This window comes from Lentzea alba, assembly GCF_011067745.1.
In the GTDB taxonomy this organism is placed as follows: domain Bacteria; phylum Actinomycetota; class Actinomycetes; order Mycobacteriales; family Pseudonocardiaceae; genus Lentzea; species Lentzea alba.
In genome coordinates this window covers 14,483-38,962 of the sequence record NZ_JAAMPJ010000010.1, presented here as the reverse complement: position 1 = coordinate 38,962, position 24,480 = coordinate 14,483, and the positions used below count along the sequence as shown (strand labels likewise).

The window sequence follows — 24,480 nt, the reverse complement described above, 5'->3', positions numbered from 1 at the left end:
CAGCCTCCTCGGCCACGCGCGCAACTTCATCGGCCCTGCTCACTATTAAGGAACTCGCGAAGGCTTTTCGCACGCGCAGGCGGCGTGTCGTCAGCCTGAGGGGAATCATTCACCGAGTCGTGGCCGGTGACACCCGGTACCACGAGCACGACCGGTTCGGCCGGCACCTCGTCCGGCGCGGCGAAGCGACGCCAGCCCGGCTCCTGGGTGTGCACTCCCAGCCACCGCGCCAGCTCACGCTCCAGCTCCTCCGCCGCGTCGCCCTGGCCGGGTTGCCCGGTCAGGGCGGACGCCACGACGTGCCCGTCCCGGCCGAAGAGGCTCCCCACCTCCAGCTGGATCGCCTGGAGCACCAGCGCCCGCAGCAACCCGCTCGTGCTGCCCACCACCGGCAGGCCGTCGTCGACCACCGGGGAGTCCTCGGAGCGGAACGACACGCCCACCGGGTCGTGCGGCAACGGGAGCACCCCGTCGCCGTCGAACGCGAAGGCAGGACGCTGCCCGGCGCCCGCGGTGACGTACCGGTCGGGTTCCCAGCCGGTCTGATCGATCACCACGTCCGCCGGCCGCGGTGCCGTGACGGCGTGCGAGTCCAGCTCGACCCGTCCGGTGTGGCCGAACGAGCGCGCCAACGCGTCCCGGACGTCGGCCGCCCGATCGCCCGCGGCGGCGGGAAGCAGCAGCAACGGCTGCTCACCGTGCCGCGTGACGTCACGGAAGGTCTGGGAGGCCGCGAGCACCGCGGCGAACGCCCTGCTGTCCACGGTCATCGGCCGTCCGTCGGCCAGGGTGACCGCGAACCCGTCACCGGCCGGCTGAACGTGCACCGCGACCGCGCCCTGCGGCACAACCGAAGCAACGGTCGAATCCACAAAGGACACACCGCCACTCACCGCACGCGAGCGTACGTCGGCCGGATCGAACGCGTGCACCGCACCCATGACGTCCTGGCCGAGCACGTGGGCGGCACCGCCGGAGAACCCGCGCCACTGGTTGCCCGTGCCCGCCATCACGGCCGCCGTGTACCTGCCCGTGACCGGGTGGCGTTCCGGTGCGGCCCACACCTTGCGGGTGGCGCCGAGCACCGGCTGCTGGTAGCCGAGCGAGGCCAGTGCCGTCTGGAACGAGTGCGCCGCGCCTTCCGCACGGGTCGTCGTCGCGCTGAAGCACGCGAGCAGCGCCAGCGCCTCGGGCGCGTCCGGACCGCGGAAGCGGGCACGGAACGGCTCAAGCTGCGTCAGCAGACCGGCCAGCTGCGCACCGGTGATGGTGTGCGGCCGGTCGTTGAGGTCGAACATCCCGAAGTCACGGCCGTTGCTGTGCAGGTTCACGAAGAACGTGTTCTCCGGCCACGGCGCGGAGTGCACGATCAGCGGCTGACCCGCGGCCTGTGCCGACTCGGGCCGCTCGTGCCCGCCGGGCAGCTCGAACACCTGGTCCCGGCCGGGGTACACCGCCCAGCCCTGCGTCCAGGACACCTCGTTGCGGTGCGCGATGCTCACCCCGATGACCCGATCGTCGTGCTCCAGCGGACGCCAGTACACGTCCTCGGGCCGCAGACCACCCGCGAGCGTCACGGCGTCGGCACGCGCCGGACCTGCCTGGGGTGCCGTGTCCGGGAACATCCGATGGCCACCGGCACCGTCACCGGCCACCACCGGTGCCCGGTGGCCGAACTCGGTCGCCAGCACGTGCTGGAAGTCGTGTGCCGCACCGCCCTCGCGCGCCAGCACACCAGCACGGGAGTCGGGCAGGACCAGCGCGGTCGTCTGGGGCAGGAGCCCGGCCCGGCCGAGCACCCGCGCGAACGTCGCGCCGTCGACCGACACCTGGGCGCCGTCGGCCATCCGCAGGCCGAAGTGCGTCGCCGTGGCGTCGACGTCGACCTGGAACTCGTCGGCGGCGGACGACCTGAACGCTCGCTCACCCCGCTCCGACGTGCCGTCCCCGACCACGGGCCGGCCGCGCGACCCGCCCGCGGCGGACGACTCGGCCGCCGACTCGTCGCGGAACGACATCCCGGCCTCGCGACCGTCCACGACCAGCGGCCGGCGCTGAACCTCGCCCGCGTCGACGAATCGCCGCTCACCGGTGCGGACATCCGTGCCCAGCAACGCATCCGGTGCCGACGAGAACGCCTTCCACGTGCCACCGCCGAGCACCGAGGTCCGCCCCTCCGCGCTCAACCGGACCTGCGTGGTCGGTGCGAACACCGGCCTGCCGAACTCCCCGGCCAGGGCCTGTTCGAAGTCGCGGGCGAGCCCGGAACGGCGGCCCACCACCGCGGCGTCGCAGATCAGCAACGCCAGCGAGTCCGGGCCGGTGCGCGTGACCGCGTCGCGGAACAGCTTCAGGTCGCGCGTGACCTGCGCGAGCGTCGGGCCGTCGACGGCGACCCGCTGCCCCGACGACAGCGTGAGGTGCACCTCGCCGGCCTCCGCGTGACCCGCCACGAAGAACGTGTTGCGAGCCCACGGCGCCCGCGCGCCGTCGGACATCGCCGGGTCGGTCGCCCGCGCCCAGTCACGCTGGATCCGCCGCTCCGGGCCCACGTCGAAGGTCATGCCGATCGTTCGGCCGCCGTGCTCCAACGCGTACGCCCGCACCTGCGACGACCTGAACCGGACGTCCTCGTCGGTCACCACGTCACGGCCCTCGGCCATGATCCGGTCGACCGCCTTGGCACCGCCACGGCCGAACAACGCGCCGAGCTTGCGCGTCACCACCGACGGCAGCGGACGCACGCCGCCCATCGTCACCGACTCGGAACCGCCGAACCGCTGCCAGGCAGCGGCACTGGACACCGTCGTCACCGCGCGCGACCCGTCGGGGGCGACGCTCAGGTCGACCTCGCCACGGGTGGCGAACACCGGGCGGTCTCCGTCGAACCGCTCGGCCAGCGCACGCTGGAAGTCGTGCGCGAAGCCGCCGCGTCCGTCCAAGCGCCCGACCTCGGACGCGAGCAACGCGATGGCGGCCGAGCCGTTCAGCGCCTCGCGCAACGGTTCCGAGCGGTGCACCAGGTCGGCGAACGCGGTGGCGTTCAGCTCGACCACGCGGTTGCCGCTCAACCTGATCACCGCCGCGTGCTCGGTGCCGAAGACGTCGATGAAGAACGTCCTCTCGCCCCACGGCGCACGCGTCGTACCGTCCGGCGTGACCAGCGACTCGTGCCCGGCCGGCGCCGCGGCCCACTCCCCCGCGATCGTCTGGCGCTGTCCCGGCAGGAAGCTCACGCCGATGGTGCGGCCCTGGTGCCGCAGGACGCCCATCTCCACCTCAGCGGCCTGGAACCGCTGCACGCGCTCACCGTCGAAGCCGCGCAACGGCTGCGGCAGCGTGGCGAGCTCGCGGGTGCCGACGACGACCGGCTGCCAGAACCCGAACTGGTCGGCGAGCGCGCGCTGGAAGTCGGCGGCGATCCCCGTTGCGTCCGGGGACGTGCGCAGCACGAACCGTTCGGCGTGCGTCGCGTCCACCAGCCCCGAGCGGCCCACCAGCTCGGCCAGGGTGGTGCCCGACAACGACACCGTGGAGCCGTCGCTCAGCCGTGCGTGGAAGCGGTCGGCCGTGGCGTCCACGGTGATCGGGACATCCGTGCCGGTGGACCGGGTGACCTGGCCCGTGAAGGAGATCCCGGCGTGCCCAGCGGAGTGGATCTCCACCTCGTCGGACGTGAACAGCCGGGTCCGGCCGTCCGCGTCGGTGCCTGCGAGCCGGTCGGCGTCGGGAACCACCGTCTCCCAGTGACCGTCCCGCCGCACAAGGGTCGGCTCCGCATGGCCGAAGTCGCGGGCGAGCGCCTCCTCGAAGCGGCGGGCCGCACCGCCGGCGACCGACGAGTGCAGCGTCAGCGCCGTCGGCATCTCGCTGCCCGCGGCGTCCCAGTACCGCCGCGAGTGGATCATCACCTTCGCGAGCGAGCTCGGCTCGACGGTCAGCCGCCTGCCGTCGGCCAGGGTGACCTGGAACCGGTCGCCCGCACCGGCGACCTCGACGCCGAGCGCGCCCTCCGGCCACGTGCGGGAGGCCGTCCCACCGGTCTCGCCGGTGAACGACACGCCCACGCGGTGATCGCCCTCGGTCAGCACCTTCGCCCGCACGTCAGCGGCGGAGAACAGCGTCGGCCGGCCGGTGACGTCCCAACCGAGCAGATCGGCCGGACCAGTGGAGAACGTGTGCCAGCCGCCGCCGTCGGCGACCGTGGTGTGCCGGCCGACGCCGAGGCTGGTGTTCGGCGCTCCCACCGGCTGCCGGTGCCCGAAGACGTTCGCCAGCGCGTGCTGGAAGTCCAGCGCGGGCATGCCGGGACCACGGCCCTGCGCGGCGTAGCAGGCGAGCAGCGCGATCGACTCGGGGCTGTCGCCGTCCCGGAACCGGCTCTGGAACGCGTCCGTGCGCTGCACCAGATCCGCGAACGCGTTGCCCTGCAGGAAAATCTCGGTGCCGTTGTGCAGCCGCACCCGGAAGCCGCCCTGACCGCGCTTGCTGTCGTTGAAGGTGTGGGCGACGACGAAGAACGTGTCGTCCGGCCACGGCGCGCGGCTCGGTTCGCTGTGGAGCCCGGCCGCCTCGACGTCCGCGATGGACTCATGTCCCTCCGGCAGGAAGTGCACCTGGCCGTGGTCGGCCTGCTCGGCCCACGTCCGGGCGGCGGCGAGCCGCTGCGCCGGGTCGTCGACCGTGAGGATGCCGGGGCTGTCGAAGTAGACACCGACGACCCGGCCGTCGCGGACCAGCGAGTGCGCGTCCACGTCACCGACCTCGAAGGTGTGCCAGTTCAGGCCGGTGTCGAAGCCGCGCACCGGTTCGCCGCCCGCCCGCTCCAGCGGGAACGTCCGCCAGGCGGAGCCGGCCGGTTCGGTCACGGTCTCGACCGGCGCGCCACCGCCCAGGAAGCCCTTCAGGTCGACGGGTCCGGCCGGCGCGGCGACCGGGCGGTCGATGCCCAGACGACCGGCGAGCGCGGACTGGAAGTCGTGGGCGGCACCACCGCGTCCGGCGGGATCGCCCGCTCCGGAGGCGAGCAGGGTGATCGCGCCCTCGCGGTTGCCCAGCGCCGCGCGGAAGAGCTCCGACCCGGCCACCACGGTGGCGAACTCCGCGCCGGGCAGGCCTACCCGGCGACCGTCCGCGAGGTCGACCTCGAACCAGCCTGGGATCGCCCTCACGGCGACCGGCACACCGGTCTCGTCCGGCAGGTTCCGCACCTGCTGCTGGCCGTCCTCGTGGAAGGAGACACCGACGGTCGTGTCGCCCTGCCGCAACGGATTCGCACGCACGTCTCCGACGGTGAACAGGTGGGGAACACCGGCGTGCGCGTCGTGACCGATCACCGAGTCGGTCCGGTCGCCGAGCACCCGCCACCGGCCCGCCGCGTCCTGGGCGGCCACCGTCAGGTCGCGACCGGCCGCCTCGGACAGCGCCCGCTCGAAGTCGTGCGCGGCACCGCGACCGTCCAGCGCGCCCGCCGCACCGGGCAGTGCGATCACGTCAGCCGAGTGCAGCAGCGGCGACCCGGCAACGGCGCGTGCGAGCGTGCCGCCGTCCACGGTGACCTCGGTGCCATCGGTCAGGCGCACGGCGAAGTGCGTGGCACTGGCATCGACGTCGACGTGCGCCACGGAGCCGTGCGATGACGTGACGGTCACCGGCGCACCGGGCTCGTCGCGGAAGGTAACGCCGACAGCGCGGCCATCGGTGTCCAGCGGCCGCGACCGCACGTCGGCAGGAGCGAACCAGTGCACCCGGCCCGCACCGTCCACACCGGACAGTGGTGCCCGCCCGCCGGTCCGCTGCCAGCCACCGGCCGCCTCCGGGCTGACCACCGGCCGGTCGTCCCTCGTCAGGTGGGTCAGCGCGGCGCCGAACCCGCCGGCGTCCCGTCCGCTGGGCAGCGCGACCGCCTGCACGTGGTGCGCGTCCGCCGCGTCCCGGAACGGCTGCGACTCGGCGGTCAGCCGGGCGAGCGTGCGCCCGTCGACCGCGACCGTGCGGCCGTCGGCGAGGGTGACCTCGAACCGGTTGCCGGACACACCCGCATCAACCTGGAACGCCTTGGCGGGCAAGCCTTCCTGCCCGGTCGGCAGCGGTTCGGGGGTGTGCTCCGGCCGGAACGACACACCCACGGTGTGGCCGTCCGCGCGCACCGGCGCCGTCGCCACCTCGGTCGCGGCGAACACCCGAGGCGTGCCCTCGTGCAGCCCGAGCAGGTCGGCGTCCCGGGTGGAGAACACCCGCCACTCACCGCCGCGGCCGAGCGTGACCCGCCCGCGGCGGCCGATCAGCGGTGCCTTCAGGTGCACGTCGCTGGTCGCCGCCACGACCGGCTGGCGGTGACCGAACTCCCCGGCGAGCGTCTGCTGGAAGCTCGCTGCCGCACCACGTTCACCAGCGCCGGAATCGGCCGTCAGCAACGTGACGGACGTGCGCGCGTCCGGCGCGACCGTCGAGCGGAACGCGTCGAGTGACCCGACGAGCCGGGCGAAGTTCCGGCCGTCCACGGAGACGCGCGTGCCGTCGGCCAGCCGCACCTCGAACCGGTCGGCGGAACCCGGTGCCGAGACGAAGAACCCGTCCTCGGTCCACGGCGACCGGACGCGCTGCGCCCCGCCCGCCCCGTCCGGGCGGATCTTGGTGACAGCCTGGTTCGCCCGCGGGGCCGCCGCCCAGCGCTGGGTGTGCTTGAGCTCGGAGCCCGTCTCGAACGCCAGTCCGAGCGTGCGGCCGCGCTTGGTCAGTGGACGCACCCGCACGTCGTCCGCGGTGAAGTGCCGCACCTCGCCCGAGTCGGTCCACCCGGTCAGCCTGCCGACCGACCAGTTCTCGGCCTCGTCGAGCCACGCGCCGAGCCTGCGTCCGACCTCCGGATCGCCGTCGAGCGAGGCGTCCGGCGAAGCGTCGGGCGAGGCGTCCGGCGGAACATCCGAAGTGGACGGTCCGGTTCCGGTGGACGGGCCGAACACACCCTCCTGCCCGGAAGTCCCGGCGTCATCACCATGCCGGTACCCCGCCGCCGTCTCCACGCGCGCCCTGGTGACCGGATCGACCACGTCGACGGCACCGCGATCACCGGCCGCGAAGTCCGTCAGCACGCTCAGGAAGCTGCGCCGCCCGACCGAGTCCGGCCGGTCCGCCAGCAGCTCGAACCGTTGTGCGCCCGACACCGCCCGGTGGAACGCCGGGACCTCGGCCACCAGCCTGGCCAGCGTGCCGGCATCGACCTGAACGGCCCGGTTGTCGTTGGTGCGCACCACGAACCGGTCGTCCGGCTGCATCTGGGCGTCGACCAGGAACTTGTCCTGTGCGCCGTCCGGGACCACCGCGGTCTCGTCCGCCGACCGGAACGTCGTGCCGACCGTCCTGCCCTCGACGACCAGCGGCCGGGTCTGCACCTCGTCGGGGCCGAGCTGCCGCCACTGGCCCGTCTCGACGTCCTGGGCCAGCACGCGGGCAGGTCCCGAGGCGAACGACCGCCAGAAGCCGCCGTCCACGACGCTCGTGTCCCAGGTGCCCTGCTCGGTGTGGTCACGCAGAACCACCTCGCGGCTCGCCGCGACCACCGGCTGCCGGTACCCGAGCCCGCCGAGCACCCGCTGGAAGTCCCTGGCGAGTCCGCCGGGCTGGGCGGCCGAACCCGCCCAGCACACCAGCATGGCGATCGCGTCGGCCTCGTCCCGCCCGGCCACCTCGCGGAACACCCGCAGGTCGTGCGTGAGCCGCCCGGCGGTCGCGCCGGAGACCCACAGCCTCGTGCCGTCGTTGAGGTGCACCTCCAGCCCGGCAGGCGTTCCGTGCGTGCTGACGAGGAAGGAGTTGTCCGGCCACGGCGCGGTGAACCGCTCTTGGCGCGAGCCCGCCTGCATCCTGCTGTGCGCGCCTTCCGGGAACCGGTAGGTCACGCCCTCGTGGGTGTGCTCAGCGGCTCGCTGTGCCAGCTGCCGCCACTGGGCCACGCCGAACGAAACGCCGATCGGCCTGCCGTCGTGCCGCAGGTCGGCCGTCCTCGCCTCCCAGGACCGGAAGGTCACCGGCTCGCCGGTCCGCGGGTTGCGGCCGGTCAGCTCGACACCCTCCACCACGTGGCTGGGTGCCTGACGCCACCCGCCCTCGGCCGGGAAGCGCACCGCACCGCGGTAGCCGAACTGCTGGGCCAGCACCTGGTGGAAGTCGTCGGCCAGGCGGCCGCTTCCGGACGTCAGCAGCACCACGGACTCGGCGTGGTGGTCGGCCACCGCCTGGCGCCACTGCTGCGACCGCGCCACGAGCGAGCCCAGCTGACGGCCGTCGAGCCGGACCTCCTGCCCGTCCACCAGCGCGACCACGTGATCACCGCTGCCGGGCGCGTCGACGAAGAACGACCGAGGCGGGCCACTCACCGCCGCTGGGTCGACCTCGCTGCGCAACGACATCCCGACGACGTCACCGCCACGGGTCAGCTCCGTCAGGGCGACCGAGTCCGGCCGGAACCACAGGTTCCGCCCGTCGGCCGTCCGGCCCGCCACCGGGACGTCCAGTTCCGGGAAGACCCGCCACGTGCCGCCGTCGTGCACGGACGTCGTGCTGTACTTCCCGGCGCGCTTGTGGACCAGCTCCAGTCCGGTCGAGGGAGCCAGCACGGGACGGTCGACGCCGTGCAGGTCCGCCAGCGCCCGCTGGAAGTCGTGCGCCGGACCCTCACCGGCGTGCGAGGACAGCAACACGATCTCGCCACCGGCATGGGCCCGCTGGAACGGCTCCGACTTGGCGAGCACCTCGGCCAGGCCCGCGCCGTCCACGGTGACCTTCCTGCCGCCGCGCAGCGTCAGCTCGACCTGGCCCGACGTGCTGTCGGCGTGCACGAAGAACGCCTGCTCCGACCACGGCGAGCTCAGGTAGCGGCGCGCGTCGCCGGCGTCGAACTCGCTGTGCTCACCAGGGTCGAGCACGTCCGTGAAGCCCTTGCCGTCACCGCCGGCCCAGGTTTCCGCCTCGGTGCGGCCCATGCCCGTCTGGAACGTCACGCCGATGGTCCGGCCGCGGTGCTTCAGCGGCGCGGACAGCACGTCGGCGGGATCGAAGCCCAGCCGCCGAGCGGACGGATGTGGCGCGGCCACGCGCAGATCGCCTACCGCCGCGAAGCCGGTGCGGTCGACCGTGATCCCGTGGTCGTGCACGTCGTGGAACAGCTCCAGGGGCATGCTGCCGACCCGTTGGAACAGCTCGGACGCGGTGATCACCCGGCTGAGCGCGCGGCCGTCGAGCAGCACGTGCTCTCCGCCGGCGGTCCGCACGCGGAAGTGACCGTCCGAAGTGGAGGGTGCGTCGACCGCGAACGATCCAGGCGTGTGCCACGAACCTGCCGCCCGCTCGCCGCCGGAGCGGAAGGTCATGCCGACCGGCTCACCCCGGCGCACCAGCGGCGCATGGTCCACATCGGACACGTCGATACCGTGCCACTCGCGTGCGTACACGTCCCGGCCCAGCACCCGCGCCGAACCAGAGGAGAAGGCACGCCACTGTCCTGCCGTGACCGCCGTGCGCCAGGTCCCGGAGTCGGCGCGCAGCGCGACATCTCCAGTGGCCGCGACGACCGGGGCACGGTGACCGAACCCGTCGAGGGCGCGCTGGAAGTCGTGCGCCGTGCCGCCGGGCTCGTCGCGCAGCCCGGCCTCGCGGACGACGAGCGCGAGCGCGCCGGCCGTCTCACCGGCGCCGCGGAAGCTCCGCAGGTCGCTGACCAGTGTCGCGAGGTTGTGTCCGTCGAGCGTCACCCGGCCACGGCCGGCGAGGTGCACCTCGACCCGTTCGCCGGCCGCGGTGGCGGAGACGAAGAAGGTGTCACGCGGGAAGGGGGCCCGTTCCGTGCGACCCGCATCGCCAGGAGCGTCGTGGTACTCGGTCTCCCCGCTGTACCGCTCCCGCACGGCGGCGCGGTCCTGCTTGCGGGCGTCGTCCACGTTGAACGTGACACCCACCGTGCGACCGTCGCTGACCAGCGGCCGAACCCGGACGTCAGCCGAGCGGAACGTGACCTCGCCACGGGTCTCGTGGTGACCGGTGATCTCGACGCCTGCCACGGCGTCCGCGCGGTGCGCCATCAGGGCCCCGAGCCGCCGCCTCATCGACGTCAGCCGGTTCTCGCCGGGCACCCACGCCCGCCGGCCCGCCGAGCGCGTCTGGTCGAGCGTGACGTCTGCTTCCGGCGCGCGGGCCGCAGTCTGGTCGTCACCCGGCAGAACGTCCGCGTCAGCGCGCGTTCCCTCGCCGGTGGCGGTCCTGCCGGTGAGCTCCGCGGCCGACTTCTCGTCGGCCTGGTCGAACCACGCCCTGAGCTTCTTCGTCGTCGCCGAGTCGTCGTCCGCCACACCGTCCGAAGTGGACTCTTCGGTCCCGCCGTCGTGCTCCAGCGACCTGCTCGTGCTCGGCGCCCCCAGATCGGCGGGCGGCGCGGTGCGCGGAGGACGCGGCGGCAACCCGGCCTCCGCCTCCAGGACGCGCCGGTGATCGGGGCCGACGTACGGCGCCTCGTGGGCGTCGCGGTTGTGCGCGAAGTCCTCCAGCGCACGCAGGAACGTGCGACGACCCGCCGATCCGCGCCGGTCCACCAGCATCTCGAAGCGGCCCGGCTGGTCCGGTCCCGACATGAGCTGCGTGAACGGGATGGACGTCGACACCATCCTGGCCAGCGTGCCCGCGTCCACGAGGACGGGCCGGTGGTCGCCGGTCCGCACGACGAACCGCTCGTCGTCGGCGATGTGAGCGTCGACGAGGAACGTGTCGCGGGTGGAAGGATCGCGCAGCATTCGCTTGACGGTCTGCTGCAGGCGGGCCACCGCCGCCGCATCGTGCATCCGGTATGTCACGGCGACCGGCGTGCCCTCGATGCTGACCGCGTGGGCCCGCACGTCGTCCGGCCCGGTGAGCCGCCACTGCCCGGTCTGGGTCTCCTGCACCAGCACCCGAGCCGGTCCCGACGAGAACGACCGCCACAGGCCACCGTCGGTCATGCCAGTGTCCCACCGACCGGCCTGACCGTCGGGGAACAGGAAGACCGTGCGGCTGCCCGCGACCACGGGCTGCCGGTAGCCGAGATCTCCCAGCACCCGCTGGAAGTCCCGCGCGACACCGCCCGAGTCGGCGACCGCGGCCGCGTAGCACACGAGCATGGTGATCGCGTCGGTCCGAGTGCTGCCGAGCGCGTCGCGGAACACGCTCAGATCGTGAGCGACTCGGGCGAAGGTCGCGCCGGTGACCGCCAGCTGACGACCGCTGCGGAGGTTCAGTTCGACCGAGGTGGCCTGACCGTGCGTGCTGATCAGGAACGAGGTGTCGGGCCACGGCGAGGTCAGCACGTCGTCGCGCGGGTTCTGCCGGCGCTGCGCCCAGGTCGTCACTCCCTCCGGGTACCTGTGCGTCTCGCCCGTGTGCCGCTGGCCGGAGATCTGGAGATCCACCTGCCGGTCCCCGGCCACCGTGAACGCGAGACCCAGCACCTGGCCACCGCGGCGCATCTCGGTCGTGCGGACCTCCCACGACCCGAACGACACCGGCCGGCCGGTCCGCATGTCGAGGCCCTGCAGCGTCGTTCCCTGCACCACGTCGGCGGGCACCGCGCGCCAGCCGCCCTCGCCGCGGGTGGCGGCGACGGGCGCGTGCACCCGGCCGCGGAAACCGAACTGCCCGGCGAGGGTCCGATGGAAGTCGTGCGCGAGACCGTCCGGCCCGGTGCCGCGTCCGCTCTCGGACACCAGCAACACCACGGACTCGACGTGCCGGTCAGCCGCCGCGCGACGCCACTGCTCCGAAGCCCCGATCAGTGCGGCGAACTGGTGCCCGTCGAGCCGCACCGGCCGCCCGCCCACCAGCACGGCGACGTGGTCCGCGCCGCCGGGGGCGTCGACGAAGAACGACCGCTGCGGCCAGGAGGCCTCCGCGCCGGCGTCACCCGTGCGCTCCTGCTCCGCCCACTGCCGCGCCACCGGATCGGCCTCGCTGCGGAAGGTCAGGCCGACGACGGCGTCGCCACGGGTCAGCTCCGTCGTGGTGAGAGCGTCCCTGCGGAACCAGACCCGTTGCCCGCCAGGTGTGCGTCCCGTCGCCACGACGCCGACGTCCGGGTAGACACGCCAGGCTCCGCCGTCGTGCACGGCCGTTCCGCTGTACCGGCTGGCGCTGGTGTGCACCAGTTCCAGGCCATGGCTCGGTGCCAGCACCGGGCGGTCGAAGTCGAAGAAGTCCGCCATCGCCCGCTGGAAGTCGTGTGCCAGTCCCTCGGAACGGCGTGCGCCGGTGTGGGACGCGAGCAGCACGATCTCCTGGCCGAGGCGCCCACCGGGGACGATCGCCCGGCGGAACGTCTCGGACTCGTGCAGCACCACGGCAAGGCGAGCACCGTCCACGCTGACGCCACGACCGTCGCTCAGGGTCAGTTCCATGCGGTCCCGCGTGCCGGGACCGTGCACGTAGAACACGTTGTCGGACCACGGAGAACTCACCCGGCGACGCCGGCTCCCGGCGGTGGCCTCGCTGATCACACCGCGATCGAGCAGTTCCGAGATGTCCTTGCCGTCACCCCGCGCCCAGGCCTTGGCCTGGACGAGGCCCTCCCCGGTCTGGAACGACACGCCGATCGTCCGGCCGTTGTGCTCCAGCGGCGTCGACAGCACGTCGGCGGGGTTGAGCGCGGGCCGCCGGACGACCGGGCGCTCTCCGGCGAGCCGCACGTCCGCCGGCGTCCAGGTACCGGAGCGATCGAACACGGGGCCGTGCGCGTCGGGTGTCCGCGTGCTGTCCGAAGTGGATGGTGCGGTCCGCGCTCCGGTGGACCGGCCACGGCTGGAGTCCGCACCGTCGAGCAACGCGGACTCCTGGAACGTCGCGTGCAACGTGCGGGCGAGGTCGCCGTTGCCAGGCACCGCGAGCAGGTCGGCGCCGGTCAGTCGCACCGGTTCCGCCTGTGCGAGGGCGGTGTCGAACCGGGCGCCCAGTTCCGGTGCGGCCGGGTGGCCGAGCGCGAGCCGCTGTCCGCCGTCGAGACCGGCGCCGCCGGAGTGCGACAGCCAGGTGTGGTTGCCGAAGGAGGCGAAGAGGTCGTCCTCGTCGGGGAGGTTCAGCCCGTCCGAACGGTCACCCGCGTCCCGGACAGGCGCCCCGCCGAACAGATCGTCCCCATCCGGCAGGTTCACCGGATCGAAGTCGTCACCAGCACGTCGAGGACTCACCGAACCGAACAGGTCGTCCTCGTCCGGCAGGTTCACCGGATCGGCAGCGTCCTCCGAACCCGCCCGGCGATCGAGATCAAGCCCATCCACCCGTCCGATGAGGTCGTCCAGATCGGGAAGCCGCCCCGGATCGGCGTCGTCGTCCACCTGCCGCCGGACGTCGCCACCCTCAGGCCCCAGCAGATCATCCAGATCCACCAGACCCGCCGGATCGAAGAGGTCGTCGGAATCGGGAAGCCCGGCGTGGTCGTCGGAGTCGCGCAGACCCTCGGAGCCGAACGGGTCGGCGGGCAGTGCACCCGGACGCGGGGTGCGGATGGGGAACTGGCGCCACACGCCGCCCCTGGCCACGCTCGTGCCGGACGTCCCCTCCTCGCGCAGATGCGCGACGACCTCCTCCGTCGCCCCGTGAACCGGCTGCGAGTAGCCGAACTGCCACGACATCGTCGCCTGGAAGTCGTGCGCGAGACCGCCGGGGCCGTCGTCCAGAGCCGAGTAGCAGACCAGCAGCGCGAGCGCTTCCGCCTGGTTGCGCGCCATCGCGGTGTGGAAGAACGCGAGGTCGCCCACCAGGCGGGCGAAGGAGTCGCCGTCGATGTGCACCAGGTTGCCGTCGACCAGGTTCACCGTGGCGGTTCGCTGCGGCGTGCCGTGCGTGGTGACGTAGAAGGAGTTCTGCGGCCACGGGGTGGGCACGGCGTCCGGGTCGCCGGGGCCGCGCGGGTCGTCGGCGGCGCGGTCGAGGAGGGCGTACTCGTCCTTGTCGCGGCTTCCCCACTTGAGCTGGAAGTTCCGTTCGCGTCCCTCCAGGAAGATCGCGCCGATGACCGATCCGCGATGCGCCATCGGCGTGACGAGGACCTCAGAGGAGCGGAACGTGACGGGCGCGCCGGTTCTGTCGATACCCCCCAGCATGATGTCGTTGATCACCGGCCGGACGTGGAGCTCCCGCCAGGGACCGCCGTCGTGCGCGGCGAAACCGTCCAGCGCGGCGCGGTCCATCGGCTGCGACGGGCCGATCGCGGACTGCCGGTAACCGAACTCGTTGGCCAGCGTCGCCTGGAACTCCGCGGCCAGCCCACCCGGACCGTCCACAGCGGACGCTTCCGACATCAGCAGACCGAACGTCGGCGGCTGGTTGACGTCCACCGCCGACCGGAAGAACTGGACGTCGTTCAGCATGCGGGCGAGGTTGGGGCCGTCGACCGACACCATCCGGCCGTCCGCCAGCCACATGCCCACCGCCTGGGCGTTGCTGGGCCCGGACACGAAGAACGTGTTCGCCGGCCACGACTGCGCCCGCTGGCTGTTCACCCAGTTCTCGTCGCGAACGGCCTCGCCGCCCTGCCAGAAGGTCGCACCCACGATCCGGCTGCCGCTCACGAGCGGGCTGATCTGCACGTCGGCCGTGTGGAAACCGACCGGCCGCCCGGTCGCGGTGTCGAAGCCGGACAACGGGACGTCCGCGATCACGCCGCCGAGCGAGCCCACGGTGACGTGCTGCGGGGTGGGGGCAAGCGAGAGACTCCGCGTCTCGCCACTGTGGGCAGGACTCACGTCGGGGCCGGAGCGGCTGTGCAGGTGTTGTCCGCTGTCGAGGCCGGTGTCGCCGGAGAGCGGCAGCGAGGACTCGTCGCGGGTCGTGTGGAAGAGGTCGTCCTCGTCAGGCAGGTTCAACCCGTCGGAACGGTCACCCGCGCCACGAACCGGCGCCCCACCGAACAGATCATCCTCATCCGGCAGGTTCAACCCATCAGAACGGTCACCCGCGCCACGCACCGGGTCGTCGAGCCCAAGCGCGCCCACCTGGTCGAAGAGATCGTCCAGCTCAGGCAGATTCGCCGCGTTGTCGAGGTCGCGCGGGCTCTGCGGCCCCAGCAGATCATCCAGGTCCGGCAGCCCCGCCGGGGCGAAGAGGTCGTCGGACTCAGGAAGCCGTGCAGAGTCGAACGCGTCTGGGGAACCGAACGGATCGGCCGGCAGACCGCTGGAACCGAACGGGTCGGTGGCCAGACCGCTGGGTTCCACCCGATCGGCGGGGAACCGGCGCCACACGCCACCGTTCTCCACGATCGTGCCCGAGGTCCCGTCCTCGTAGACGGCGGTGCCGACCACGTCCGTGGTCGCGTGCACGGGTTGCGGGTAGCCGAACTGCCACGACAGCGTCGACTGGAAGTCGTGCGCGAGACCACCGGACCCGGCCACCTGCGCCGCGAAGCAGATGATCATCGTGAGCGCGTCGGCCTGGTTGCGTTCCATCGCCCTGTGGAAGAACGTGAAGTCGCCGAGCAGGCGGGCGAGGGTGGCGCCGTCGACGTGCAGCGCGGTGCCGTCGACCAGGTGCACGTCGGCATTCTGTTGCGGCGAGCCGTGCGTGGCGATGTAGAAGGTGTTCTTCGGCCACGGGGTGGGCACGACGTCCGGGCCGCCGGGACCGCGCGGGTCGTCCGCGGCGCGCTTGAGCAGGGCGTAGTCGGCCTGTTCGCGACTTCCCCACCGCACGTCGTGGCCGCGCAGCGGTCCGTCGAGGAACACCGCGCCGATAACCGATCCGCGGTACTCGATCGGCGTCAAGTCGACCTGCGAGGTGCGGAACGAGACCAGCGCGCCACGCAGGTCGCGGCCCGACAGCACGACGTCGTGCACCACCGGGCTGACGTTGAGCTCGCGCCAGGGACCGCCGTCGTGCGTGGCGAAGCCGTCCAGCGCGGCCCGGTCCATCAGCTGCGACGGGCCGATCGCGGACTGCCGGTAGCCGAAGTCGGTCGCCAGCGTGGCCTGGAACTCCGCCGCCAGGCCGCCCAGACCGTCCACAGCGGATGCTTCGGACATCAGCAGACCGAACGTCGGCGGCCGGTTCGCGTCCACCGCCGACCGGAAGAACTCGACGTCGTTCAGCACCCGGGCGAGACCGGCGCCGTCGACCGACACCATCCGGCCGTCCCCCAGCCACATGCCCACCGCCTGGGCATTGCTGGGCCCGGACACGAAGAACGTGTTCGCAGGCCACATCTGGGCCCGCCGGCTGTTCACCCAGTTCTCGTCGCGAACGGCCTCGCCGTCCTGCCAGAAGGTGGCGCCGACGACGCGGTTGTTGTTGTCCCGCAACGGGTTGATCTGCACCTCGGACGTCCGGAAGCTCACCGCCCGCCCGGTCTCGGTGTCGAGCCCGGACAGCGGCACGTCGGCCCGCACGCCGCCGAGCGACGTCACGGAAACGTGCTGAGCCACCGGCATGTGCAGAGGCGCCTGCCACTCGCCGCCGTGGAGAACGCCCTCCACGTCCGAACGGGACGGTGCGGGCCGCGTGCGCGCGGGCCCGCCGGGTTCGTAGGTGTGGCGGCCGTCCACGTCGACGTGGTGCGTGATGTGGACCGGCTTGCGCCCGCTCTTGCCCGTGAACGGCGGGTGCACGGTAGTCGAGCCGTCCGGGTGGTGGATCACGACGTCGTTCTTGAGCTCGGTCGCGATCAACCGCGCGGCCAGGTCGTCGGCGTTGCCGGCCCTGGTGTTCTCGCGCGGGTCGGCGTCGGTGATGCGCGTTCGGTGCTGGATCAGTGCGTTGACCAGGTGGCCGTGGTGCTCGATCGGGTGGCTCTGGACGAACGCGCCGAGCACGCCGGTCATCTTGGGCTGAGCGCCGGTGGCGACGTCGAAGACCCGCGTGCGCAACTGATCAGCGTTCGCCGGGGCCGCGGCGCGGTACAGGCTGCCCTGTGCGGGCGGCGGCGCGGTCGGCAGCACCTCGTTCTTGAGCGACCCGATCGCCCTGGCCGTGGCGGTGTTGATGTCCGAAGTGGCCAGGTGGTGAGCAGCGATGACCTTGTGCCCGCTCGGCACGCCCGCCGTGAGGGATGCGAACTCTCCGGCCAGCGGCGCGGAGATCGCCCGGTTGAGCGTGTTGTGGTCCTGACCGCCGAGCTGACGCACGTCCGAAGCAGGCACGGGCCACTTGCGGTTGACGCCTTGCGGTTCGCGCTCCGCGTGGGACTTCTTCGGGAAACCCTTGCGGTACTCCGACAGGCTCGTGTCCTTCTTGGCCGCCTTGTCCGCCTGCGAGGTCTCGCCACCGAAGAACCGGTTCACCACCGTCGTCAGGTCCAGGTGCGACTGCGGCAGCTTGCCGTCCGTCGCCCAGCCCGCCGCCAGCCGCGACAGGTCGGTCTCGATCGCGCCGTTGACGAAGTCGGTCGTGAAAGCCTCACCACGCAACGGATGCCGGTTGTTCAGCGCGTCCACCCGCGCCCGCTCGACCACCATCTGGCGGTCGCGCGACTGCCTGAGCTCCGCACCGTGAAGCTGGGTCAGCTCCTCGGCGTACAGCTTGTTGATCGTCTTGCCCAGGTTGGTGTACTCGGCCATGCCCTGTCCGAACCGGACGCCGGGATCGGCCATCACCGCGACGGCGTCCACGAACAGGTTCGGTTCCGGCGTGTACGGCAGCAACGGGTGCGCACCGACCTGACGATCACGCGCCCGCATGTCCTCGTCGATCAACTGCGCGAACTCGTCCGCGAACCCGGGCTCCCTCACCTTGGCCCGCGCCTTCTCCAACGCCGCAAGCTCCTTGCGCTTCGCCGCGATGTCCTTGGCGGGCGCGCCCTTCTCCCGCAACTCGGCCAGCTCCTGCTTGGCCTTGGCCTCGTCCTTGTCGATCCGCACGTTGGTGTCGTGCACCAACTGCGCCGAATCGCTGATCCGGTAGCCACCACTGATCATCAACGGCCGGCCGGGGTTGATGCCCTCCGCCGGATCGCCCATCCGCAGCAGGCCGGCGACGTGGGTGAACACGTGGTCGCCGGACGGCACGGCGCGCGAGCCCTCGTCGAAGTCCTGGACGGCCAGGTAGGGGTGCGTGCCCTTGGCCGCCAGCGCGCCGACCGCGTACCGACCGGCCGGGCTGTCGATCGTCTGGTTGCGCATGTCCCCGTACGGGAACTTCTTGCCGCTCCACACCAACGGCACCAACGCGATCGGCTCAGGGCGCGAGTGCGCGACCGACGCGGCCTGCTCCATCGACCGGGCCAGATCGGCTTCGCCGCCCGCCTTGACGTTCACGCCGAAGACGAACGCCACCTTGCCGTCGACGTCCCTCGCGCCGGCCATCATGCCGTCCAGCACCGCGGGCAGGGTCCGCAGAGCGGCGTGGCCGAGGATCGCGGTGACCACGAACGAAACCGGCTTGTTCCCCTCCACGCTGGCGGCCAGGTGCTGGAGGTAGTCCGTCTTGGTCGGCATCCGCACCGGCCCCTGCGCCAACTCGTCGAACGCCGAGTTGTGCACGATGCTTGCCTCGTCCAACGACGCGACCGACACCTGCGGTCCCTCGAAGACGAAGTCGTCGTGCCGCGCCCGCTTGCTCGGTTGCGCCTCGTGCGAGGTGGACGGCTCGCCCCGGCTGGGCTCCGCGTCATCGTCTCGCGCCCGCTTGCTCGGTTGCGCCTCGTGCGAGGTGGACGGCTCATCCCGGTTGGGCTCCGCAACGTCGTCTCGCGCCCGCTTGCCCGGCTGAGCCTCCTGCGAGATGGACGGCTCGCCCCGGCTGGGCTCCGCGTCATCGTCCCGCGCCCGCTTACCCGGCTGAACCTCTTGCGAGACAGGCGGTTCCTCCCGACGCGGTGCCACGACGTCGTCCATCGGCCGGCTGCCGGTCCGCGCTCGCCTGCCGCCCCATCCGCCACCGACAGCGGACTCCAGGTCCCCGTCGCCGAACCGCGCCCGCTTGGCGGGCCGCGCGTCGTCACCGGGCGCGGGACGCACGTCCTGGTCCACACCGCCGAGACCGGAGTCCGGCCGCGCGGGACCCGACTGCGGCGAACGGCTGTGCAGAGGGGTGTCCGGCACAGCGACCTGGCTGTCGGCGACGCGCTCGACCATCCACAGGTGCCGGGGCCGCAACCGGGGGTCGGGCCGCAGCACGCCCGTGCCCATCACACCCTGCGAGTCCGGCACGACCCCGGACCGGCTGTCCTTGGCGAGGAAGACCCGCGACGCGTCGCGGTACTCGTCCGGTACGCCCAGGTAGTGCAACGTCTCGTGGGCGAGCACGGCCGGTTCGGCGTCGGACCGCCAGTGGGTCTGGTCGACGGGGTGGTCGCCGACCTCGATCGTCGTGTGCGCCGCGCGGGGGTTGTCGACGAACTCCAGCGACACGTGGAACTGGTCGCCGCCCGGCAACCGGTGCCCGCCGTTGAACAGCGCGTCGACACCGGCGCGGGCGTTGTCGCGCACGGCGGACAACGCGGCCGGGTCGACCCCCGCGCCGGGCCGGAGGTGGACCCTGACGGTGAAGTCGCGCACCCACTGGCCGGGCGCGGCCTCGATGCGGCGCACGTCGTAGCGCACCACGCCGGTGAAGGCGTGCACGTCGCTCGGCGTGCTGTCGGTGGTGACGTCGGCGACCTCGGTGTCGACCGTGCGGACGTGAGCGTCGTCGCGTCGAGACGCCCACTGATCGGGCGTCACCGCATCCGGCCGCGGAGCGAACCAGTCCGCGGTCTCGGCCGTGCTGTGCCGCCACGACTCGTCGTCGAACACCGTGCGCGAAGGCCCTGGGTCCGCGTCGTCGAGCGGCGCCGGACGCGTGCGCGCCGGACCGCCGGGTTCGAAGGTGTGACGGCCGTCCTCGTCGACGTGGTGCGTGATGTGGACCGGCTTTCGCCCGCCCTTACCCGTGAACGGCTCGTGCACGGTGGTCGTGCCATCCGGGTGGTGGATCACGACGTCGTTCTTGAGCTCGGTCGCGATGAACCGCGCGGCCAGCTCGTCGGCGTGGCCGGCCCTGGTGTTCTCGGTCAGGTTCGGGCCGGCGGCGCGGGTGTGGTGCTGGACCAACGAGTTGACCAGATGCCCGTAGTCCACGATCGGATGGCTCTGAACGAACGACACGACGCTGTCCACGAGCTTCTTCGGGGCACCAGCCGCCGCCACGTCGAGCACCTTGGCCCGCAACCGGTCAGCGTTGGCCGCGTCCACCGCGCGGTAGAGACTGCCGGGCGCAGGCGACGGGGCGATCGGCAGGACCTGGTGCTTGATCGACCCGAAAGCCCTGGTCAGGGTGGTGGTGAGATCCGAGGTGGCCAGGTGGTGCGCCGCGACGGTCTTGTGCTCGCTCGCCACGCCCGCCGTCAGATCGGCCAGCACACCCGACAGCGGCGCGGAGATCGCCCGGTTCAGGGTGTTGTGGTCCTGGACGCCGAGATGAACCAGGTCCGGACCGGACGCCCGCCACTGCCACGGGCCGCTGCGGGCGGTCTGCGGTTCACGCTCCACGTGGGACTTCTTCGGGAAGTCCTTGCGGTACGTGGCCAGGCTCGTGTCCTTCTTGGTGGCCTTGTCGTCCTTCGGGTCCGCAGCTCCGAAGAACCGGTTCACCACCGTCGTGAGGTCCAGGTGCGACTGCGGCAGCTTGCCGTCCGTCGCCCAGCCCGCCGCCAGCCGCGACAGGTCGGTCTCGATCGCGCCGTTGGTGAAGTCGGTCGTGAAAGCCTCACCCCGCAACGGATGCCGGTTGTTCAGCGCGTCCACCCGCGCCCGCTCGACGACCTCGGCCCGGTGGTCCGGGTCGGCGCTGGGCCGCTGGAACTCCTCGCCGTGGATCCGGGTGAGCTCCTCGGCGTACAGCTTGTTGATGTTCCTGCCGAGGTTGGTGTACTCGGCGGCACCGTGGCCGAAGCGGACGGTGTCGTCGGCCACGAACGCCAGACCGTCGATGAACAGGTTCGGTTCCGGCGTGTACGGCAGCAACGGGTGCGTACCGACCTGGCGGTCACGCGCCCGCATGTCCTCGTCGATCAACTGCGCGAACTCGTCCGCGAACCCGGGCTTGTTCACCTTGGTCCGCGCTTTGCCCAGCGCCGCGATCTCGTTCTTCTTCGCCGTGATGTCCTTGGCCGTAGCACCCTTCTGGGTCAGCTCGGCCAGTTCCTGCTTGGCCTTCGCCTCGCTCTTGTCGATCCGGCCCAGGGTGTCGCGGACCAACTGCGCCGGATCACTGATCCGGTAACCACCGCTGATCATCAACGGCCGGCCGGGATCGACGCGCTCCCCCAGTTGACCCATCCGCAGCAGGCCGGCGACGTGCGTGAACACGTGATCGCCTGAGGGCACCGCGCGCGAGCCGGCGTCGAAGTCCTGCGCCGCCAGGTACGGGTGCGTGCCCTTGGCGACCATCGCCCCGATCGCCCACTTGCCGGCCGGGCTGTCGATCGTCTGGTTGCGCATGTCGCCATACGGGAACTTCTTGCCATCCCACACCAACGGCACCAACGCGACCGGCTCGGTACGCGACCGCACGATCGGCGCCGCCTGCTCCAGCGCCCGGGCCAGATCAGCCTCGCCGCCCGCCTTCACGTTCACGCCGAAGACGAACGCGACCTTGCCCTCGGCGTCCCGCGCACCGGCGAGCATGCCGTCCAGCACGGCGGGCAGCTCGTGCAGGGTGTTCTGGCCGACGATCGCCGTGACCACGAACGAGACCGGCTTCCGCTCGTCGATGCCGGTGGCGATCAGGTCGAGGTAGTCCTGTTTGGACGGCAGCCGCACGGGACCCGGTGCCAGCTCGTCGAACGCCGCGTTGTGCACGACCCGCGCCTCGTCCAGGGACGCCACCGACACTTCCGGGCCGTGCAGGACGACGTCCTCGAACCGCGTCCGCTTGGCCGACTGCTCGTCGCCCGGCACCGGCGAGCCGGAACCCGACTCCTCCCGTGGCCGCTTGGCCGGCGTCTCCGCCGCGTGGGACGGACCCGCGCCGTCACCCGGACGCGGGGCAGGCCGCGTGTCTCCGCGCGGTGCGTCGAAGAACGCGCCTTCCGTCCGGACAGCCACTCCCTCCGGCTCGGGCAGGGTGCGCCAGTCGCCGTCATCGTGCAGGACGGTGCCGTCTTCCCCATGCTCGCCGGAGGTCCGCAGTTCCAGCTCCGAGGTCGGCGCGTGCACCTGTCCGTCGAAGCCGAACTCGTCGGCCAGCGTCCGCTGGAACGACTCGGCCGTCGGGCCGTGCCCCGCGTCGGACACGAGCAGGGTCACCGAGTCGGCGTGCCCGTCGGTCACAGCGCGCTGGAACATCTCCGAATGGGCGACCAGCCGGGCGAAGTCGTCAGCCTCGACGTACCGGTGCGACCCGTCCGAGGTGACCAGGAAACGACCGTCGCTGCCCGCCGTGTCGACGAAGAACGTCCGGTCCGTCCACGGCGACGGCCTGGACGGCGCGTCGTCGATGTGCTGTGCGCCTTCGACATCGGCGTTCGCGCGGGGCGTGCGCTGGGTGACGTCCTTGCCCGAACCCTCGGCCCAGTCCTGGGCCAGGCGCGGCTCGGGGTGGAACGACATGCCGACGACGCGACCGTCGACCTCCAGCGGAACGGCGTCGACCGTGTTGGGCGAGAACCAGCCGTGCGTCCCGCTGACCGGGTCGAAGCCCCGCATCGGCTCCAGCGGGCCTTCGGGGAACGAACGCCACTCGCCACCGCCGTGCCGGAGCGACTCGGTCGGCGCGGTGACGGGCTGCAGGTGGCCGTGCACGCCGGCGAGCGCGGCCTGGAAGTCGCCCGCGAGACCGGCACCGGCACCGGAGGTGAACATGGTGAACCCGGTGACGTCCCCGGCTCGTGCCGGATCCGACATCGCGTCGGTGAACGTCCGGGTGGTCGCCACCAGATCCGCGAACTCCTCGCCGCCGAGCCGCAGCGTGGTTCCGTCGTGCAGACGCACCTGCACCGCGTCCGGCGTCGCGTCGGCGGCGATGACGAACGAGTCCTCCGACCGCGGGACGTCAGGATGCTGCGGGCCGTTCTGCTCGATCCACTGGGACAGGCCCCGGTGCGCGGACTCGTCGTGGAAGGACACACCCACCTGACGACCGCCGTGGTGCAGCGGCGTGGCCCGCACGTCGTCCGCGTGCACCAGCCGCCGCAGACCGGCACCGTCCACTCCGGACACCATCGGCCCCGCGGGACTGTGCAGGGTCCAGCCGCCGTCGGCGCTGAGCTCCGAGCGCCCGCCGCTGTCCACGATCTCGGCGCCGTCCTTCGGTGCGAACACCGGCGTCGTGGTGCCGAACTCCTGCTGCATCTTGGCCGCGAAGTCGCCGGCGGGATCGGTGTGCGATCGCGTCGTGCCTTCGGTTCCCGACGTGAGCAGCGCCAGCGCCTCCGGCCGTTCGTGCGCCATCGCGTCGCGGAACACCTGCGTGCTCGCCGCCACCCGGCCGAGCGTGCTGCCGTCGACCGCCAGGGGACCGTCCGGCGTGTGCACCACGAACCGGCCATCGCCCGAGGGATCAGCGTCGACGAAGAGCGTGCGATCCGGCAACGGCGCACCGTCGGCGACGTGGGCACCGGAGTCCACCCAGTCGGTCGCGTCGACACGCTCCGGGCCGGGCGCGCGGAACGACACGCCGATCGTGCGCCCGTCGCGGACCAGCGGGATCGACTCGACCCCGTCCGGGTCGAAGGCGCGGCGTCCGCCCTGCGGGTCCTGGCCCAGCACCTGCGCCATCCCGGACGACATGACCCGCCACTTGCCGCCGTCGGTGACGTAGGTGCCCCAGGTGCCGGCGCGCGGATCGGACGTCGTGCCCATCGGCCTGGTGGCCGCGACCACGGGCTGCCGCCGGCCGAACTGTCCCAGGGCGTGCTGGAGGTCGTGCGCGGCCCCACCGGGCGCGTCGATGTCGCCGACGTTGCAGACGAGCAGCGCCAGTGCTTCGGACTGGTTGCGCTCGACCGCCTTGTGGAACGGGCGGAGGTCGTTGAGCAGGTGCCCGAAGTCCTCACCGGAGACGTGCAGCCACCGGCCGTCCTTCAGGTCGACACCGAACGCGTTCGGGTAGCCGTGGGTGCTGATGTAGAAGCTGTTCTCGGGCCACGGCGCACGCGTCAAGCGGGCGCGCCCCTCCCTGGCCGCACGCGAACTCTGTTCGGGGGTCCTCACACCCTCCGGCAGGAGGACCGTCGTCTCGCGGTGGGTCAGCGTGCTGAGGTGGCCGTCGCCCTCGGTCTGGAGGTCGTCGGAGAAGGACAGCCCGACCGTGCTGCCGTCCTTCGACTTGAGCTGGCGGAACTTCACGTCGGAGCTGGTGAAGGAGAAGTGCTGGCCGGTCTCCGGGTCGATGCCCCGGAGGGTGACGCCCTGCACGACCTTGCTCCGATCGAAGCCGAGCACCCTGCGGACCTGCTGCGCCAGCTTCCGCAGCGGCGACGGCGATGTCCGGGCGGCGGGAGTCCGTTCCGGCGTCCGTGCGGGTTCGGCGTCCTGGCTGTGGCTCGGCTCGGCT

Annotated in this window: 1 protein-coding gene (running past one end of the window); it reads right to left on the bottom strand. The window is 72.3% G+C overall.

What is annotated here, in order from left to right; genetic code table 11:
- Positions 1 to 26: 26 nt before the first annotated feature.
- A protein-coding gene (locus G7043_RS31420) for a hypothetical protein (RefSeq protein WP_166051861.1) crosses the window boundary here: on the bottom strand, positions 27 to 24,480 show its 3' portion. 13,868 nt of this gene lie beyond the right edge of the window; only the last 24,454 of its 38,322 coding nucleotides appear in the window; the start codon falls outside the window, past its right edge — the gene reads right to left on this strand; the stop codon is at positions 27 to 29.